The organism is Ruegeria sp. D7, assembly GCF_056534355.1.
In genome coordinates this window covers 1-18,630 of the sequence record NZ_JBQFPG010000021.1, presented here as the reverse complement: position 1 = coordinate 18,630, position 18,630 = coordinate 1, and the positions used below count along the sequence as shown (strand labels likewise).

The following is an 18,630-nucleotide window of genomic DNA, read 5'->3' as shown; positions in this document are numbered from 1 at the left end:
ACAGCTTTCTTAGTCTGCTAGCCATAAACTCTGAATCTAAGAAATACTCACACCAGTAGTTCAAGTTGGATTGGCCGTGCATGCCGAATCCGAGTCGTACATCGTTGGTAGATTCGAGCGGGTAGATTTCCAGAGATAGCCCTCAAGGTCGGGATCACTCAATAGTGCGAGCAGGACCGAGTGATTGACGTAGTCTTATTTCTGTCGGCAACTCAACACTTTGACCGCTGTGCGCATCACGGAGTATCTGGATCAGCATCCCTGCAGCGCGACGACCCATCTCGCGATGCGGGACATGGACCGTTGTAAGAGCGGGTTCGGCGAGCATTGCAATTTCGATATCGTCAAAACCGGTAATTGAGAGGTCCCTGGGCACCTCAAGCCCCATTTCCCGAGCCGCACGTAAGGCTCCGACCGCCAAAACGTCATTGACGCACATCACGGCAGTGGTTTCTGGTGCGGCTGTCATGACCTCGCGCAAAGCAACTTCACCAGTTTCAACGCCGTAAGCGGTCTCGACAAGAAACATTGTATTCGGGTCTTGACCGGCCTCTTGTTTGGCATCCCGAATGCCTTGAACGCGTTCCCTTGCCCGATCATTCGAAGCGGTTGGTGCAGAGATACACGCGATATGCCGATGCCCATATCCAATGACCTGCCGGGCAAGGGCAAACATCGCAGCCCGATTGTCAAAGCCGATGGCCGGCGGGGATTGGTCAGGATCAAATGACCAGGCGATCAAAGTTGGTACACGCTGCTTTTTCAGAAACGCATAGATTTCCGGTTCGCGATCGTACCCAATCAGCAGCAACCCATCTGCACCCCGCGCTACCAACGCACGCACCTGTTGTTCTTCCAGCTCTGAATCATAGGCGGACGAAGCAACCAGAAGCGTTTTACCATGCCTCACCAGCTCTTCCTGAAACGCCTGTAATCCGCGTGCAAAAACAGCGTTCTCCATAGTCGGTATCACGGCGGCGATGGTATTTGTCTGCCTTGCTGCAAGGGCTTGGGCTCCGAAATTTGGCGCGTACCCAAGTTCTCGTACGGCTGCCAGAACTCGTTCCCTTGTGCTTTGCCCTACCCGCTCTGGCGAGTTCAGGCACCGCGAGACAGTTGCGGTGGACACGTTCGCATGTCGGGCAACATCTGCAAGGGTTGGGACTGTGTTTTCGTGACCGCTTTGAGGCATGGTTTTTCTTGTCATTTTGGATGGGCAACTAGCTCAAGACGAATTCTATCAAAAGCACGATTTGTCGGGAACCTACAACACATGTGCAATGTAAGCGCTTGCATAACAAAATGTAAGCGCTTACATTGCGGGCGACTCAGTGCGAGGCATTGGATGGGTTGGGGAGGACGCATGCCATACTTGATAGCTGGAATATTGCTGCTCGCGTTTGTAGCGAACGTAGTGATCGGAGCAGTGTCGAATGCGCCCTTGGTCAACAATATCTGGGAAATGTTGATCTTGTTTGCCGCGGCCATCGCCTTTTCGATCGGCATTCTGCGGAGCGAAGCAAAAGAAATTTCGGAGAAAAAATCAAAGGAATAAATCCGAAAAAAGTCCAACGGGAGGAGAACACATGGACAAGACTAAACAGGAGCTGGCTTCGGCCGAGCGTCGGAATTTTTTGAAACTCGCGGGCACCGGCTCGTTCACGGCAGCTATGGTCGCCGGCGCGGCTGGGACATTGTGGTCCAGCGAAGCGGCAGCACAGACCGCCGCCGAGGAACGCGATCGCGAAAACGCGGCTGAATTCAAGATGACGTTGGCAACGGCCTATGTTCTGGGCGCGTCTCGCAGCTATCCGATCATGCAGCTGGACCTGAAAGAAAACATCCAGAACATGACGAATGGCAAGGTCTATGTGAAACTGGCGCCCGGTGGTCAGCTTGGTGCAGGTGGTGCGTTGGCGCAGGCGGTTCAGGGGGGGACCATTCAAGCCGCGCAACACTCGTTGTCAAATTTCGCGCCCTTCGCAAGCGTCGTCGACCTGATCAACCTTCCATATTTCTGCGGGTCCAACCAGCGGTTCACGAACCTAACTTCCTCTGAAGCTTGGAAGGCGGAAGTAGACCCCAAGATCGCGGCATCCGGCTTTAAAGCGCTGATGTATATCGTGATCGATCCGCGCGTCGTCGCTGTTCGCCAGGGAGGCAACGCAATTATCACCCCCGGCGATATGTCCGGTGTCAAATTCCGCGTACCCGGATCAAAAATGCTGCAGCAGTATTATGGCATGGTGGGTGCGAACCCGACGCCTGTTGCGTGGGGTGAGACTCCGTCAGCGATCCGGCAAGGCGTCGCAGATGCGCTTGATCCCTCGGTGGGCGCGCTGCATGTCTTTGGCTTTGGTGAGATCCTCAGCCATGTGACCTTCACTCAGGCGGTGCCGGACAGTCAGGTCTATTCGATCAACCTTGAATGGTTCGACAGCCTGCCGATGGACGTCAAAGAAGGTATCGAATTTGCGGGCGAAGTCACCCAGCAGCAGAACCTGTCCAAAGTGCCTTCGGCACGGGCCTACGCCATGTCTCAATTGATCGCGAACGGCGTCGAGTTCCACTCGCTCAGCGAAGATCAGTTGGGCGAATGGAAAGAGGTCGGTGGCTATCAGCGCAGCGAATGGGACAGCTTCAAGACCGAGCTGGCCGGATCGATGGATGCGTTCGCCAAGCTGGAAGAAGCCGCAGACACGCGTGCGAAATACTACGTGCACGACGCCTGATCGCGTCTTCGGGCCGGCGCGTCCAGCGTCGGCTCATCCGATGTTTGCCCATTAAAAACCCACTAGAACACGTCGCCGCCGCGTGACGGTAGTGAGGATGCTATGTCTCAGCTCTTTCGAGCGATTGATAAAAATGCCGAACGTTGGCTGCTTTTAGTCTTCTACGTCATGCTCGTCGGCACGATGTTTATCGAAGTGGTCCGGCGCGAGGTCTTTGCCTACTCGTCCATCTGGGGCGAAGAAATCGTCCGGTATGCGTTCATCTATCTCGCATGGATCGGTGCCGCCGCTGCGGTAAAGGAACGCGGGCATATCCGCATTGATGTTCTGATGCACTACGTCCCGCGCACGGTCAAAACGCTGCTCTACATCTTCGGCGACATCGTGATGTTCATCGTGGCACTCGTCGCGATCTATTGGTCGTGGGAGACAGTCCACGTGTCCTGGAAATTCGGGTCTGTCACACACGGCCTGCGGATCAGCCAGGTCTTTTTCCTCATGGCGGTGCCGTTTGGCTTCGCGCTGGTCATCTTTCGGCTGGTGCAGTCCTTCCTCCGCGACATTGCCGACCTTCGAACGGGCCGTCCCGTCTACGAAGGCGACAAGCTGTTTGATTAAGGGAGGGCCTGAGCCATGATGTGGCAACAACTCGGCGGTCAAACGCTTGAACTTGGGTGGGATTTCTACGCCTCCGTCATTCTCTTCGTCGCTCTTGTCGCGCTCGCCGTTCCGGTCTGGGCAGCGATCGGCGCAGCATCGATCACAATGCTGATCATGTCCGGCGCATTGCCGCTGAGCCTTGTCGGCGAAAAGCTGTTCTCGGGCATCGATGCCTTCGCGCTGACAGCTGTGCCGTTGTTTATCCTGACCGGAGACGTGCTTGTCCGAACCGGGCTCAGTCGAAAGTTTCTGGACGTCGCCGAAGCCCTGACCTGCTGGGCCAAGGGTGGCTTCGGTTCGGCCACCGTCCTGGTCTGCGGCATGTTCGCGGCGATCTCCGGGTCGGACGCAGCAGGTGCGGCAGCGGTAGGGCGCATGACTATCGACCGGCTGGTCGAGAGCGGTTATCCCCGCCCCTACGCCTGTGCTTTGGTCGCAGCAGGAGCCTGCACCGGCATCCTCATCCCGCCCTCTATCGCCTATATCATCATCGGCCTCGTGCTGGGCATAGCGGTCTCGACCTTGTTCCTTGCTGCGCTGATCCCCGGACTTTTGATCCTGACGGCCATCCTGATCACCAACGTCGTGATGAACCGGCTGAACCTTTGGGAAGGTGGCGGCATGATGACCGCAGCTGAATGGCGCGCGAACCTGTGGAAGACGGTCAAGTCCGGCTGGTACGCTTTCCTTGTCCCCGGCATCATTTTCTACGGCATCTTCTCGGGGAAACTGACCCCGACCGAGGCAGGTGCCGTGGCGGTCGTCGTGACCATCGTCATCGGGTTTATCCTAGGCACACTGAAATTGTCCGACTTCCCGGCCATGCTGGTCAGTTCGGCCAAGGTCAACGGTGTGATCCTTCCGATCATCGCCTTCTCGATCCCTCTGGCCGAAGCTCTGGCGATCATTGGAGTGCCGCAAGGATTTGTCGGAGCTTTGACCTCAGTCAGCAGTAACGAATTCGTACTGATCGCCATGATGGTCCTTATCCTAATCATTGCGGGCTGCGTTATGGAAACGACGCCCAACATCGTGATCCTGGCACCGATCCTCTACCCGTTGGCGCAAGAGATTGAGATGAACCAGATTCAGTTCTGCATCATGATGATCACCGCGCTGGGGGTCGGGTTTATTACTCCACCCTTGGGGCTGAACTTGTTCGTGGTGTCGGGGATTACGGGCGAGTCGATCCTCAAGATCGCCTACCGCGCCATCCCGTTTGTTTTCTTCATGCTGATCGTGACGTTGATGATCGCCTATATCCCGGCGTTCTCTACCTCGCTGTTGCCTGATGTCTATCGATAAGCCGCCGAAAGACGCGGTAGGAAAAGGACTCGATACATGACCCGTGAATACCTGAAGAAAGCCACGCTGACCGCGCGCAGCGGAGCGTCGGATGTCAGTGAAATTGTGCAGGGAATCCTGACTGATATTGAAGCAGGCGGTGATGCCAAGGCGCTAGAGTACGCTGGCAAATTCGACAAATACGAAGGTAACGTCATTCTAAGCGATGCCGAAATCCAGGCCGCGATGGATGCCGTGCCAGAAAAGCTGAAGCGCGACATCGAGTTCAGTCACAGCAACGTCAAACGCTTTGCCGAGGCGCAAAAGGAATCCATGACCGACATCGCGGTCGAGGTTGTGCCGGGCCTGACCGCTGGCCAGAAGATGATCCCGGTGGATGCAGCCGGTTGCTACGTCCCAGGCGGGCGCTACAGCCATATCGCCAGCGCGATCATGACGGTCACCACGGCAAAAGTAGCGGGATGTAAGCACATTGTCGCGTGCTCACCGCCGCGCCCCGATGTCGGTATCGCGCCTGCGATCGTCTACGCCGCGCACATCTGTGGCGCCGACAAGATCATGGCCATGGGCGGCGTGCAGGGGGTTGCGGCGATGACCTTCGGGTTGTTCGGGCTTCCCAAGGCTAACATCCTTGTGGGGCCCGGCAATCAGTTTGTGGCCGAAGCAAAGCGTATCCTGTTCGGGCGTGTCGGCATCGACATGATCGCGGGCCCGACGGACAGTCTGGTCCTTGCGGATGTCACTGCTGATCCGATGGTTGTTGCAACTGACCTCGTTGGGCAGGCCGAGCACGGATACAACTCACCGGTTTGGCTGGTGACAGACAATCGCGACCTCGCCGAAGAGGTTATGCGCTTGGTGCCAGTGCTGATCGAGGACCTGCCCGAAGTGAACCGCGAAAACGCTACGGCTGCGTGGCGCGATTATGCCGAGGTCATCCTGTGCGCGGATCGCGAAGAAATGGCGGCGACATCGGATCAATACGCCCCGGAACACCTGACAGTCATGGCCGATGATCTTGATTGGTGGCTGGATCGGCTGACGTGCTATGGGTCGCTTTTCTTGGGCGAAGAGACCACGGTTGCCTTTGGCGACAAAGCCTCGGGCACCAATCACGTGCTGCCCACGAGCCGGGCGGCCACTTACACCGGTGGCCTCAGCGTCCATAAATACATGAAGATCGTGACCTGGCAGCGCTCGACCGCTGATGCGATGAAGCCGATTGCGCAGGCGACGGCCCGTATCTCACGCCTTGAAGGTATGGAGGGGCACGCGCGTACCGCGGATATTCGACTGGCCAAGTTCTTCCCCGATGAAAACTTTGACCTGACAGCCGAAGACTGACCCAACCCGTGACCTATCATCCTGATCTCACTGGACATACCGCTCTTGTGACCGGGGCCAGCTCCGGCCTTGGTCGCAGAGCGGCAGAGGTACTGTCGCATGCTGGCGCTAAGGTCGTGGGCGTGGCGCGACGTGCAGAAGCGTTGGCCGAGCTGGATCAGGTTCATGCGCTGCCATGGGATCTTTCGGATCGCGATCGGTTGGCAGAGCTGGCCGTTGCCGCGTCGCAGCCGTTTGGGGCACCGGATATTCTGGTGCATGCCGCCGGGATCAACACGCGCGAGCCTGCGGATTTGGTGTCACCAGAAGGATGGGACATAACAATCGGGTTGAACCTTGCCGTTCCCTTCTTTCTGTCGCAGCACCTAGTGCCCGATATGAAGGCCAAAGGCTGGGGACGGATCGTAAATTTCGCATCGCTCCAGTCCAGCCGAGCTTTTCCAGGTGGGCTTAGCTATGGGGCGTCTAAGGGCGGCGTGGCACAGCTGACCCGAGCAATGGCCGAGGCCTGGTCATCAAGCGGAATATGCGTAAACGCGATTGGCCCTGGGTTCTTTCGAACCGAGCTGACGGCTGCAGTGTTCAATGATCCTGAACGCGCGAACCGTAATGCTGCGCAGACCTGTATCGGTCGCAACGGTGAGCCCAAAGACCTCGACGGCCCGTTGCTGTTCTTTTGCTCTGATGCCTGTGCCTACGTGACCGGGCAAGTTTTGATGGTTGATGGGGGGTTTACAGCGAAATGAGAGCGTTAGTCTACACCGATGTAGAAACACTGGAATACCGCAATTTCGCGGACCCGGAGCCCGGCCCCGATGAGGTTCTCGTCCGTATCGATAGCGTCGGCATTTGCGGGTCCGACATGCACGCCTATCTGGGCCATGATGACCGCCGCCCGGCACCGCTGATCCTCGGCCATGAAGGGGCCGGAGTGACTGCTGATGGTCGCCGCGTAACCATCAATCCGCTGGTAAACGACCCCAACAGCGCGGCCAGCCGGTCCGGACGTGAGAACCTTTGCCCCTCGCGACAGATCATCTCAATGCCGCCGCGCGAAGGCGCTTTTGCGGAATATGTCGCTATCCCAGAGCGCAATTTGATTGAAGTGCCCTCGCATATCACGCTGGAGCAGGCCGCACTCGCCGAACCGATTGCGGTCAGCTGGCATGCGGTGCGGCTGGGGCTTGCGGCCCTGCACCCGGCAGACGAACGGCGTGCCCATGTGATTGGCGGCGGGGCAATCGGGCTAGCGGCAGCTCTCGCGCTCACTGCGATGGGGGTCGAGCAGGTGACCTTATCCGAACCCAATGCAGCCCGTGCGACCTATCTTCGCGACACCTGTGGAATCGCCGTTGTGGACACACCGGAACAGGACATTCCATTGGTGATCGACGCAGTGGGGTTTGCGTCTACCCGTGCGGTTGCCTCGGCGCTCGTCAGCCCGGGCGGGGTGATTTTGCACATCGGCCTAGGCAGTTCCGAAGGTGGATTGGATATCCGACGCATCACGCTGCAGGAAATCACGCTAATCGGCACCTACACCTATACCGCACAGGACTTCCGCGACACATGCAATGCCATGTTCAAGGGCCGCCTCGGGACGCTTGACTGGGTTGAAACCCGCGACCTGTCCGACGGGGCCTCGGCCTTTACAGACATTCGCGCTGGCAAGACGCTTGCGCCGAAAACCATCCTTAAACCATAGCAAAAACCGGAGACCTTCATGTCAAATCCAGCCCCAAATGAAATACCGCACCTTTTGGTGCATGAAGAGGAAGACAATGTCGGTGTCGTGGTCGTCGAAGGCCTGACTGCAGGCACCGACATGCTGTGCTGTATTACACATGACAACTCGACCTTTCGCCTGACCGCAGGTGCGGATGTTCCGATTGGCCACAAGATTGCGCTCACGGACCTCAAGAACGGCGATACGGCGATCAAGTATGGTGAGGATATCGGCAAGATCATCGCTGACATCCCACGCGGCGGGCATGTCCACACGCAAAACTGCAAGACCAAGCGCTGGTAAGGGGTTAATACCATGAGCAAATATTCAAACATGACTGTCATGGGCTACCGGCGCGAAAACGGCCGGGTTGGTGTGCGCAACCACGTGCTGATCCTGCCCGTCGATGACATTTCCAACGCCGCCTGCGAGGCGGTCGCCAACAACGTCAAGGGCACGCTGGCAATCCCACATGCTTATGGCCGCCTTCAGTTCGGCGAGGACCTCGAGCTGCATTTCCGCACCATGATTGGCACAGGGGCCAACCCGAATGTCCACTCGGTGGTGGTGATCGGCATCGAGCCGGGTTGGACCAAACGCATTGCCGACGGCATCCGCGAGACCGGCAAGGACGTGGCAGAGTTCTCAATCGAACAGAACGGTGACTTCGAGACCATCCGGCGCGCTTCATGGGCCGCCAAGGATTTTGTCCACAAGGCCACCGAGGTCCAGCGCGAGGAATGCTCGATCAACGAGCTTTGGATTTCGACCAAATGCGGTGAAAGCGACACGACAACGGGTCTGGGGTCCTGCCCAACCGTTGGCAACATGTACGATAAGTTACTACCCGAAGGGATCACCGGATTCTTCGGTGAAACCTCGGAAATCACCGGGGCGGAACACATCTGTCAGAAGCGGGCCATCAATGAAGAGGTGGGCGAACGCTGGTACAAGATGTGGAAAGCCTATCAGGACGATGTAATCTTTGCCCATCAGACCGATGACCTCAGCGACAGTCAGCCAACCAAGGGCAACATCGAAGGTGGCCTGACCACCATTGAGGAAAAGGCGCTTGGCAACCTCGAAAAGATCGGCCGGACTTCGCAATATATCGACATTCTGGAACCTGCCGAGCAACCTAACTCGGGCAAAGGCCTTTACTTCATGGACAGTTCATCAGCTGCGGCGGAATGTGTGACGCTGATGGCGGCGGGCGGTGCTGTGATCCATACCTTCCCGACAGGTCAGGGCAACGTGGTGGGCAACCCGATCGTTCCGGTCATCAAGATCACCGCGAACCCGCGTACAGTGCGCACCATGGGCGAGCATGTGGATGTTGATGTTTCAGGCATCTTGCGGCGCGAACAAACCATCGATCAGGCTGGTGATGCTCTGATCGATATGATCCGCAGGACAGCAAACGGCCGTAACACCGCGGCAGAGGCGCTGGGACATCGGGAATTCTCGATGACAAAACTGTATCGCAGCGCATAGTAACCTCAAGGCGGCCATCGCATATGCGGTGGCCGTCTTTCTCTTGAACCGAGGTCCAGAATGGGCGCGGCTCGAGGTGTTTGGCCACTAAGGCAGGGCGGGGTCCTGGGCAACAGATCAGAACCTTTTAATTCTGAAAGTACTTATCAAGTTATGATGCACCAAGCCCTGCTCGTTGACATCGCCGAAACTCACTGGGAGTGCTTTACATGTATAAATCCATATTGATCCCCGTTGCCATTGATCATGAAGAGTTGGTTGCTGAGAAAATCACCACTGCCCGCAAGCTTTTGGCAGCTGACGGAAAGATCACACTACTTACAGTTCTGGAACAGATCCCGGGTTTTACGGCGGAATTCGTGACAGTGAAATCCGAGAACCATCTGACCAACAAAATCATGGGAACCCTAAAGTCGATCGCCGGAGAAGCGACCGATATAAACTGCCAGGTAGAAACGGGAAAGCCAGGGCTGCGCATTACCGAGTTCGCACGGGAAATCGGCGCTGATTTGATTGTTGTCGGAGCGCATCACCCATCGGCAATGGACTATTTTCTCGGATCAACGGCAGCACGTGTTTCTCGTCGGGCATCGTGTTCCGTCTTGATTCAGCGACCGCAATCTTGAAAATTCTCTAAGCGTCGACCCGAACGCTACAGCTGCGCTGCGAGAAGCAGGTGGCCACGGCACCACTCCATGGGTTCGCACCCCTGTTGGATGTTTTCAACCGTGTACGATCGACGCCAGCGAGAATTGCCCAGGTACACTATGGGAGCCGACGATTGCCTTCGAGATATGCGGACATTTACCCCTCGGAACCTTTACTAAACAGCGATGCGATCGAGCGGCCTTCGGCTGCAGGGTTGATGTCCGTTCGGTATTTCCGGGCTGAGCCGGATCAGATGCCCGAGGATGTTTTCAAAGAGCATCACGTGCTTCTCAATCTCCAGACCATTCCGCACAGAGTTCAGAACTGGAGGGATGGTGAGTTGCGGGATTTCATGTTTCACAAGGATGAAATCATCGTCACTCCGGCTGGTATGCGATCGGGTTGGCGGTGGTACGCGACGTCTGATGTCATCGTTATCACACTGGACCCGGCTAAGGTTGAACGCTTTGCTCAGTCCGAGCTGGGCATGCTGCTTGACCCGCAGCAATTTCGGGATTTGCCGCAGTTCTCGGACCCTGATCTGTGCACGGCTGGCGTTATACTGCGTGACGCATTGGAATCGACCGACATGTCTTCGGTCGTGATGTTCGAAGCCATGAGCCGCGTATTCCTAGTGAAACTGCTCCAGAAATATGGAAAACGCCGGATCGAAGATGTTCAGCTGTCATCCCGCTTCACATCCCGGCATTACCAGCGCGTTTTGGCCTTTGTACAGAACCGGCTGGATCAGACCATAACCGTTGAGCAGCTCGCGACCGAGGCGGGAATGAGCCCTTCGCACTTCGCACGCATGTTCAAAGAGACGTTGGGCACGACCCCGATGCAATATGTCATGGCCTACCGAATTGAACAGGCGATGAAGATGATGCAGGACCAGCAGCGTCCTCTGGGTGATATCGCTTTGGAATGTGGCTTTTCCGATCAGGCTCATTTCACGCGCAGCTTTAAACAGGTGGTGGGACAAACCCCCAAGGCTTATCGCGCGGCCAACATGGCTTGATGCAGGATCATTCAAAAACACAGCAGTCCGGTGCAATCAAGTGAACCTCCGGCAACGTATCTCTTTCGTCATCGGGCTTGCGCCCATCCAGACAGACTTTGGGAGATATCGCGATGAAAACCCTCGCTCTGAATACCGCTGCGGCTTTAATGGCCTCGACAGCTGCCGTCGCACAGGTCGAAACCCGCATTGTCACCTTTGAGAATGAAGGTGCCACCCTATCCGGCACACTGTACCTACCCGAAGAACGCGGCGATGCACCATTGCCAACGGTCGTGGTCACAGGGGCCTGGACCTCAGTACAAGAACAGATGCCGGCGAACTATGCCCGGGAAATGGCCGAACGCGGATTTGCCGCCTTCACCTTCGATTTCCGGGGCTGGGGCAAATCCGGCGATCTGCCGAACCAAGCGCGCTTTGTCGAAAGCCCCGAAGCCAAGACCTCGGACATCAAGGCAGCGATCGAATTCATAGCGACCCTGCCAGAAGTGGACGCCGAGCACATCAATGGGCTGGGTATCTGCGCCTCAGCGGGTTATATGGTCGATGCCGTCTCGGGCAACCCGCTGGTTCAGCGACTTGGTTTGGTTGCTCCCTGGCTGCAGAACGCCGAAATTGTTGAGGCCGTCTACGGCGGCGCAGAAGGTGTTGCCGGCTTGCTTCAAGTCTCTCGGGCTGCCGTAGCCGCCGGGGGCCAGATCATTCCTGCCGCGGGTCCAGAAGGTGCCGAAGGCGTGCTGATGCCGATCGGTGGTTACTACTATGAGGCTGACCGTGGAGCGATCCCGGAATATGATGACAAATGGAACAATGCAGGCTGGGAAGGCTGGCTGACCTACCATCCCGCCGACAACCCACAGCGTCTGGATAAACCGCTGACCATTGTTCACTCTGAAAGCGCAGCGATCCCGCAGGGCGTGCAGACCTTCCTTGCCGGATTTGCCGGTGACGCGACTGCGCAGTGGCTCGAGGATGTCACGCAGTTCGATTTCTACGACAACCCCGAGGACGTGACACGGGCGGCCGACGCCGTTGCCGACCACTTCCGCGCCGGATTGGATAATTGATCCTGCTGATCAGGCGTCGGGCCTCGCTATCCGACGCCTCATTCCCTTGGAGACCCCTATGACCCGAAAACTTCAACTAGCACTCGCGGTCGCGACCGTTATGGGAGGCAACGCAATGGCCGATACCCCCGAAGACAATATGAAAGTGGTTCAGAACTTTTTTGCGGCTTACGGCTCGAACGACCTTGATGGAATCGCCGCTGTCATGGACGAGGACGTACAATGGCACATTCCCGGCCGCCATCCGCTGAGCGGCACCAAAAACGGTCGGGATGAAGTTTTGGCCTTCTTCGCCCAGTTGGGCGCAGCTGGGTTTCAGGCTGACCCGATCTACTTTGGCGCGGATGAAACCCATGTTGTAGATATTCACCGAGGCTGGTCCAACGCCGAAGGTAAGCCGAATGTCGATACCATCTGGGCTCTGGTTTACCGGATAGAGAACGGCAAGATCGTCGAGGCCACCAATCTCAGTGCCGATCAGGATGCGGCGAATACGTTTTTTTGGTCGCAATACACCTTAGCGCCCGTGCCTGAACGCTTGGCTAATGAATGAAGCAGGCGCAGCAACGTACGTTGCTTTGTCCAACTCTGAAAAAGGACCCGGATATGAAACGATCCCTCATCGCCATGCTCACCGCCATAACAATGATTGGAGGCCCTGCATTGGCCGATCAAACCGACATCACCCGCACCCTAACGGATATCGCTGCAGGCGCAGACCGGCATGATTGGACCCGTGTAAGGGATGCGTTCGCCGATCACGTCACCATTGACTACACCAGCCTTTGGGGTGGAGACCCGGCAACCCAACCCGCTGACGAACTTGTTGCGGGCTGGGCCGCCTTCCTGCCCGGGTTCGACAGCACGCATCACATGGTGACCAACCACGCAATCACCTCAGTTTCAGAAACCGCCGCGACAGCGCAGGCTGATTTCACCGCCACCCACCTTCTTGACGATGGCCTATGGGTATTGGGCGGCCGCTATGACTATGCGTTGGAAAAAACAGGTGAACGCTGGGTTGTGACAACGATGACGATGACCGCTCTTTGGGAAACCGGCGACCGTGGTCTCGTCGCCCTCGCTGGTGAACGCGGGGCCGGGGCCAACTGACATCAGTTAACGCCGCATCGTTGCGCGCCGGTTGCCTTGCCAGAGCGATGTTGGCAATCTCACTATTAGGCTTTGCTTTCGGTTAACTGGCGAAAATTCAAAGGAAACCTCATGACCGAACAACGTATCGCACTTGTGACCGGAGCCAATCGAGGCATCGGCAAAGAAGTCGCCCTACAACTGGCCCGCGATCATGGATTATTTGTTTTGGTAGCATCGCGCGACCCGCAAAAGGGACAAGCCACAGCCGAAGAGATTGGGCATGGAGCTAAGGCCTTGCAACTGGACGTGTCCGATCAGTGCTCGGTCAACGCTGCCTTTGATAAGATCAACTCCGAATACGGATATCTCAACATACTGATAAACAATGCAGGCGTTGACTACGACACGGATCAGCACGCGCTCAGCGCCGACCTTGTGCGCGTGCGCCGTGCTTTTGAGACCAACTTCTTCGGAGTCTGGGCAACAACCATTTCGGCCGTTCCTTTGCTTCAAAATGGTCATGATGCCCGGATTGTAAACGTGTCTTCCGGCTCAGGAGCGCTGACAGGCATGTCATCCAGCACTCCCGGATATGGCATCTCGAAAACAGCGCTCAATGCACTGACCATCAAGACTGCGGCTGATTTGAAGCCCGAAGGCATCCTTGTTAACGCAGTGTGCCCCGGCTGGGTCGCCACTGACATGGGCGGGGGTGGTCGCCCGGTTCCCGAAGGGGCCAAGGGCGTCGTGTGGGCTGCAACACTGCCCGTGGACGGTCCAACAGGTGGTTTCTTTCGGGATGGGGTGCAAATTGATTGGTAGGATTTATCCCGGTGCCATGAAATCGATCAGTTTCCTGACACGCTCGGGCAACAGGCGACGGCTGGGATAAACCACATACATGTCTCGAGTCAGCGGGACAGTATTCTCAACTTCCAGTCGTCGCAGATCGCCCTCCACCATATCCTTCGGCAACATAGCTATCCCCAGATTACGACGAGCGGCCTGTGCTATGACATCAAGGTCGCCAATATTATGGGCTATGTGGGCTGGATTCACCGTCTCTCCCGTTTCCAGTACCCAAGGTTGACCCGCCATCAGCGCAGGAAGAGTCTGGAACTTCGGTCGCATTAAAGGACCCGAAAGCCCGTGCTCTCGAATGAAGCCCTGCCCTGCGCAAAAACAATATGGAACTGACCATAACCGCTTGGCAACAAGACCGGAGTCCGCAAGCGGACCGACCCGAAAGGCGAGGTCGATATTGTCCGCGAAAAAATCCAGCATGATGTTAGTCGTCGTCAGTTCAAGCTGGACCTGAGGATTTTGTTCCGCGAAATCCACCAGCTTTGGCCCTATCGTTGTACGAGCTGCCAAGGGTGGGGCCGTAATGCGGATCGTGTGGTGCCGCGTGTCATCGGTAAAACCCGCAACACGCTGAAGCGCTTCAATCGGATCCTGACAACGATCCAGAAGACGGCGCCCCTCTTCGGTCAGGCGCACCTGCCTTGTCGTGCGCTCGAATAACTTAGCGCCCAGATGATCCTCTAACTTGGCAATCCTGCGGCTAATCCTGCTAAGCGGAATACCCAGACGATCTGCAGCTTTGGAAAAGCTGAGGTGGTGGGCGACAACAGTAAACAGGCCAAGGTCGTTGAAGATCATAATTCTATCTATGAGATAATTCCTTCTAAATTCAACTATTATCACGAAATGGCGTCATCGCTATCTTCTGCGAAACAAAAGGAGATGCATCATGCCGTACGCGATAGAAATCACCCAAACTGGCGGGCCCGAAGTTCTGCGAAGTGTTGGCCAAGCTGTCGCACAGCCCGGTGCCAGAGAAATCCTGATCCGTAATCATGCCGGGGCGGTGAATTTTATCGATACGATTATTCGCCGTGGCGAAATGCCAGAGGGCATGATGCCAGACCTGCCCCATGTACCCGGCGTTGAAGGTGCCGGAATCGTCGAAGCGACGGGCAAAGATGCCGTTGGTTTCGCCGTGGGTGATCGCGTCGCATGGATGGGCCCGATTGGTGCGGGCGGCTACGGTACGCATTCCGTAATAAGTGCACCTTATGTAACCAAAATTGCCGATACCATCGCCTTTGAAACCGCAGCAGCAATCCCTGTCAACGCAATGACGGCCTATCACATGCTGGTCAATCTGGGCGGTGCGGCGGCCGGAAGATCCGTACTGGTGCATGCGGCTGCAGGCGGAGTGGGCACGATGGCCCTACACATCGCCAAGCATCTGGGCATGACTGTGATCGCTTCGGTCAGCACTGAAAAGGTCGGATACGCCCAGGCGCAAGGAGCAGATTTTGTCATCGACTATCGTACTCAGGACGTGGCAACGCTGGTGTCAGAGATCACAAGTGGCCGCGGTGTTGATCTGACGTTGAATCCGGTTTCCGGTGACTCCTTGAAATCAGACCTTGATGCGCTGGCTCCCCTTGGAACGGCTGTGCTCTTCGGATTCCTTGCCGGGCCGCCAGTTGGCGATTTTGCCGAGGATCTGGCGAAACACTTCCAGAAATCTGTCTCAGTGCGGGTCAGCGATATTTACACGTATTTTTCCAACCGACCAACTGCATTCGGCGCGGACATGACCAAGGTATTCAAGCTGTTGGTAACTGGCATTCTGCGTCCTCAGATCACCACATACCCAATCGCCAAGGCCACGGAAGCGCATCGCCGCCTAGAGGCGGGCGAAACCACCGGCAAGTTGGTGCTCAGCATCGATTGACTCATCCAACAGACACGACAAGCAAGGAACCAAAGCAATGAACTCGGTTTTCGAAACGGCCCTCATCGGCAAACACGTTGTTATCATTGGCGGCAGCAGCGGCATGGGTAAGGTCACCGCAAAGCTGGCGGTGGCGCTAGGTGCGAAAGTTACCATCGCCAGCCGGAGTCTCGCCAAGCTGGAGGCAGCAGCGGCAGACATCGGAGGCGGAGTTCAGATCGCACCGGTCGATACCACAAACGAAACTGGCATGAAGTCCTGGGCCAGCGGCCTTGAAAAAGTAGATCATCTGGTCATCTCTGCCTCAAGCGTAGCGCGTGGGGCCTTCGCCGAATTGCCAACCACTGACCTGCGCGCGATGTTCGAGGCTAAATTTATCGGGCCCTATGTGGCGGCGCGTGAAGTCTTGCCTGTCTTGACTGAAGGCGGCTCCATCACCTTCTTTTCTGGCGTCCTCAGCCGCCGACCCTCTGCCGGTGCAACGGGTCTTGGGGCCGTGAACGCGGCGGTCGAAGCCCTGTCCAAGGGGTTGGCACTAGAGTTATCAGGCCGTGCGCGCGTGAACTGCATCAGCCCTGGAATGGTTGCGACCGAGGCTTACGCGGCAATGTCCAATGAGGCTCGCGAGGCCATGTTCGCTCAGGTTGGTAACAGCCTGCCCGTCGGACGCATTGGTGAGGCCGAGGACATCGCCCAAGCTGTGATAATGGCAATGACAAATGGCTATCTCACGGGCGCTGTGCTGGATGTGGATGGTGGTCACCTGGTGCGTGGCTGAATGGCCAATGCGGATTGGCCTGATCCAATCAGGGCTCTTCCGCGTGATATAGGCCTAGCTGATGGCGACGCTTGTGAAAGGTCGCCACTCTTTCGACAATCTCGTCGCTGGCCACTGCAATGACGAAGGACAAAAGCGTTTCGAGCAATGCGATAGTACTTACTGATGACGGGAAGAATTGCGGCGTATCCGCCGAGATGACGAACCCGTGTTGTGCATTGCGCAGAACAGGGCTGGCTGGGCTGTCAGAAAGACCGACCACCGTCATGCCCTGCTCTCGGGCAACTTGCACCGCCTCGACCACTTCATTCCGATAAGGTTTGCAGGTCATCGCAATTAGCACATCGCGTTTGTCCGCCCATGCCAGATCGTCAATCGGATTTGATCCGGCGCGCGGGATAGCATGGAACTGCACCATGCCCGTCGAGGCCAGATAAACAAAGTTTCGCGCATTCGAATTGTTCACACCAACGCCCAGCACGAACACGTTACGCGAATTCCAGATATCTTCAGCGGCGGCTTTCAGCTGTTCGGACGAGATATTGGCAAACGTCTCCTCGACATTGCGCAGGGCGTCCTGAACCATATCCGCATAAAGCCCGCCCATATTGCCGGACTTACGAATATCCTGCAGCCAACGCGCGCGCTCCGGGAAATCGGCCTGCCCGCGCCGGATCGCCTCGCGGAAGGGAACCCGGAAATCTTCGTAGCCTTCGAACCCCACCTGCCGCGCCATTCGGACAATGGTATTGGGTTTCACATTGGCGGCTTCAGCAATTTCGCGTACAGTCGATACGCCCACGTCGCGCGGGTTCTCAAGCACATAGGTCGCAGCCTTGCGTGCCTCGGGTGTCAACTGCGTCAGTTCCTCCGCCAGCCGTTCCAAAACTAAAATTGATACATCTGTCCCATTCATGATTGACGATGGTATTTTTGTTTGCATACGGTGTCGAGACCAAATCGACTCAGGGGGCCGGACCGATGTATTTCAGCTCACTCCCGCGTTTGATTGAGGTCACCGTAAATGCATCGACGGAGTTTGCCGCATGGCCCAATCCGAGACAATGAAGGCGATGGTCACCATGGGGCACGGTGATCTGGATAAGATGGTCTGGCACGAAAACTGGACCTGCCCCACTCCCAAACCGGGCGAAGTTCTGATCAAGGTTGGTGCCTGTGGCCTGAACAATACCGACGTAAACACTAGGTCCGGCTGGTATTCTAAAACAGTCAGCGATGCGACCACCGGTGGCGCGTTTGAAGAGGTCGGCACTGATGATCCAACCTGGGGCGGAGCGCCACTGGCCTTTCCGCGCATTCAAGGGGCGGATGTCTGTGGGCAGATCGTTGGAGTTGGAGACGGCGTGGATCCAAACCGCTTGGGCGAGCGTGTGATAACCGATTGCTGGTTGCGCGATCCGACCGATCCGGTGAACAAGGACAAAACCGGCTACTTCGGATCAGAGCGAGATGGCGGCTTTGCCGAATACACAACGATCCCGGCTGTCAATGCGATAGCCATCCAATCAACACTTTCGGATGCTGAGCTGGCAACCTTCTCCTGTTCCTACTCAACCGCCGAAGGCATGCTGACCCGCGCCAAAGTCACCGCGGCTGACACTGTTCTTGTTCCGGGCGCATCTGGCGGCGTCGGTGGCGCTCTGGTTCAACTGGCCAAGCGCCGAAATGCGCGGGTCATCGCGATGGCGTCGGAGGCTAAGCACGACAACGTGGCTCTGTTGGGTCCAGATGTCATCCTGTCCCGCGCCCCCGATGATTTGCGCAAATCGTTGGGAGACGAAAAGATCACGGTCGTTGCCGACGTGGTGGGCGGGTCATACTGGCCGCAGCTTATCAGCATTCTTGAACGCGGCGGACGCTATACCTGCTCGGGCGCCATCGCGGGCCCTATGGTCGAGTTCGATTTGCGGACGTTCTACTTGCGCGATCTGACCTTTACAGGCCCGACCGTCATCAACCCCGAAGTAATGCAAAATCTTGTACGTTATAT

21 protein-coding genes are annotated in these 18,630 nt (G+C 56.8%); 18 read left to right on the top strand and 3 right to left on the bottom strand.

The annotated features are described in order from the left end of the window. Positions 1–154: 154 nt before the first annotated feature. The gene (locus tag ACRZ9U_RS20135) at positions 155–1,192 is read right to left on the bottom strand and encodes a LacI family DNA-binding transcriptional regulator (protein WP_170402118.1); all 1,038 of its coding nucleotides are present in this window, start codon (positions 1,190–1,192) and stop codon (positions 155–157) included. Positions 1,193–1,363: 171 nt separating this feature from the next. Here ACRZ9U_RS20135 and ACRZ9U_RS20130 point away from each other — a divergent pair, with 171 nt between their 5' ends. From ACRZ9U_RS20130 to ACRZ9U_RS20060, 15 genes are all read left to right on the top strand, one after another. Beyond that, positions 1,364–1,555, top strand: coding sequence for a hypothetical protein (locus ACRZ9U_RS20130; RefSeq protein WP_170392536.1), 192 nt, complete (start codon positions 1,364–1,366; stop codon positions 1,553–1,555). 31 nt (positions 1,556–1,586) lie between these two features. Continuing rightward, on the top strand, positions 1,587–2,732 hold the full coding sequence (locus ACRZ9U_RS20125; RefSeq protein WP_170402121.1) for a TRAP transporter substrate-binding protein: 1,146 nt from the start codon (positions 1,587–1,589) through the stop codon (positions 2,730–2,732). A gap of 102 nt (positions 2,733–2,834) precedes the next feature. After that, complete coding sequence (locus ACRZ9U_RS20120; protein WP_170392538.1) at positions 2,835–3,350, top strand: TRAP transporter small permease; 516 nt, start codon at positions 2,835–2,837, stop codon at positions 3,348–3,350. Positions 3,351–3,365: 15 nt separating this feature from the next. Continuing rightward, the gene (locus ACRZ9U_RS20115; RefSeq protein ID WP_170402124.1) at positions 3,366–4,697 is read left to right on the top strand and encodes a TRAP transporter large permease; all 1,332 of its coding nucleotides are present in this window, start codon (positions 3,366–3,368) and stop codon (positions 4,695–4,697) included. A 36-nt stretch (positions 4,698–4,733) separates the two neighbouring features. Beyond that, complete coding sequence (gene hisD, locus ACRZ9U_RS20110; protein WP_170402126.1) at positions 4,734–6,041, top strand: histidinol dehydrogenase; 1,308 nt, start codon at positions 4,734–4,736, stop codon at positions 6,039–6,041. Between the two features lie 8 nt (positions 6,042–6,049). Then, positions 6,050–6,787 (top strand): SDR family oxidoreductase, encoded by a 738-nt coding sequence (locus ACRZ9U_RS20105; RefSeq protein WP_170402129.1) that lies wholly within the window; start codon positions 6,050–6,052, stop codon positions 6,785–6,787. After that, entirely contained in the window at positions 6,784–7,746 is a 963-nt protein-coding gene (locus tag ACRZ9U_RS20100) for an alcohol dehydrogenase catalytic domain-containing protein (protein WP_170402130.1), read from the top strand. Before ACRZ9U_RS20105 ends, ACRZ9U_RS20100 begins: the two co-directional genes overlap by 4 nt. Positions 7,747–7,764: 18 nt before the next feature. Further along, positions 7,765–8,070, top strand: coding sequence for a UxaA family hydrolase (locus tag ACRZ9U_RS20095; RefSeq protein WP_170392543.1), 306 nt, complete (start codon positions 7,765–7,767; stop codon positions 8,068–8,070). A 12-nt stretch (positions 8,071–8,082) separates the two neighbouring features. After that, positions 8,083–9,261 carry a UxaA family hydrolase gene (locus tag ACRZ9U_RS20090; RefSeq protein WP_170392544.1) on the top strand — a complete coding sequence of 393 codons (1,179 nt, stop codon included), beginning with the start codon at positions 8,083–8,085 and terminating at the stop codon, positions 9,259–9,261. Between the two features lie 209 nt (positions 9,262–9,470). Further along, on the top strand, positions 9,471–9,887 hold the full coding sequence (locus ACRZ9U_RS20085) for a universal stress protein (RefSeq protein ID WP_170402133.1): 417 nt from the start codon (positions 9,471–9,473) through the stop codon (positions 9,885–9,887). Between the two features lie 155 nt (positions 9,888–10,042). Then, positions 10,043–10,930, top strand: coding sequence for a helix-turn-helix domain-containing protein (locus ACRZ9U_RS20080; protein WP_170402136.1), 888 nt, complete (start codon positions 10,043–10,045; stop codon positions 10,928–10,930). Positions 10,931–11,043: 113 nt separating this feature from the next. Continuing rightward, complete coding sequence (locus ACRZ9U_RS20075) at positions 11,044–11,997, top strand: alpha/beta hydrolase (RefSeq protein ID WP_170402139.1); 954 nt, start codon at positions 11,044–11,046, stop codon at positions 11,995–11,997. Positions 11,998–12,055: 58 nt separating this feature from the next. Beyond that, positions 12,056–12,550 carry a nuclear transport factor 2 family protein gene (locus ACRZ9U_RS20070; protein ID WP_480439098.1) on the top strand — a complete coding sequence of 165 codons (495 nt, stop codon included), beginning with the start codon at positions 12,056–12,058 and terminating at the stop codon, positions 12,548–12,550. A 53-nt stretch (positions 12,551–12,603) separates the two neighbouring features. Continuing rightward, positions 12,604–13,110, top strand: a complete 507-nt coding sequence (locus ACRZ9U_RS20065) for a nuclear transport factor 2 family protein (RefSeq protein ID WP_480902830.1) — start codon at positions 12,604–12,606, stop codon at positions 13,108–13,110. Positions 13,111–13,221: 111 nt separating this feature from the next. After that, complete coding sequence (locus tag ACRZ9U_RS20060) at positions 13,222–13,914, top strand: SDR family NAD(P)-dependent oxidoreductase (protein ID WP_480902827.1); 693 nt, start codon at positions 13,222–13,224, stop codon at positions 13,912–13,914. A 3-nt stretch (positions 13,915–13,917) separates the two neighbouring features. On the opposite strand, the gene ACRZ9U_RS20055 is transcribed toward ACRZ9U_RS20060, so the two are convergent. Next, positions 13,918–14,754, bottom strand: coding sequence for a LysR family transcriptional regulator (locus ACRZ9U_RS20055; protein WP_170402149.1), 837 nt, complete (start codon positions 14,752–14,754; stop codon positions 13,918–13,920). Between the two features lie 91 nt (positions 14,755–14,845). Here ACRZ9U_RS20055 and ACRZ9U_RS20050 point away from each other — a divergent pair, with 91 nt between their 5' ends. Together ACRZ9U_RS20050 and ACRZ9U_RS20045 are read left to right on the top strand one after the other, a co-directional pair. Further along, complete coding sequence (locus ACRZ9U_RS20050) at positions 14,846–15,841, top strand: quinone oxidoreductase family protein (RefSeq protein WP_480902824.1); 996 nt, start codon at positions 14,846–14,848, stop codon at positions 15,839–15,841. A 37-nt stretch (positions 15,842–15,878) separates the two neighbouring features. Beyond that, positions 15,879–16,619, top strand: coding sequence for an SDR family oxidoreductase (locus tag ACRZ9U_RS20045; protein WP_170402156.1), 741 nt, complete (start codon positions 15,879–15,881; stop codon positions 16,617–16,619). 28 nt (positions 16,620–16,647) lie between these two features. On the opposite strand, the gene ACRZ9U_RS20040 is transcribed toward ACRZ9U_RS20045, so the two are convergent. Next, positions 16,648–17,535 (bottom strand): MurR/RpiR family transcriptional regulator, encoded by an 888-nt coding sequence (locus ACRZ9U_RS20040; protein WP_170402159.1) that lies wholly within the window; start codon positions 17,533–17,535, stop codon positions 16,648–16,650. 130 nt (positions 17,536–17,665) lie between these two features. Here ACRZ9U_RS20040 and ACRZ9U_RS20035 point away from each other — a divergent pair. Next, positions 17,666–18,630, top strand: a 965-nt coding sequence (locus tag ACRZ9U_RS20035; RefSeq protein WP_480902821.1) for an alcohol dehydrogenase catalytic domain-containing protein, incomplete at its 3' end; no start/stop codon positions are given.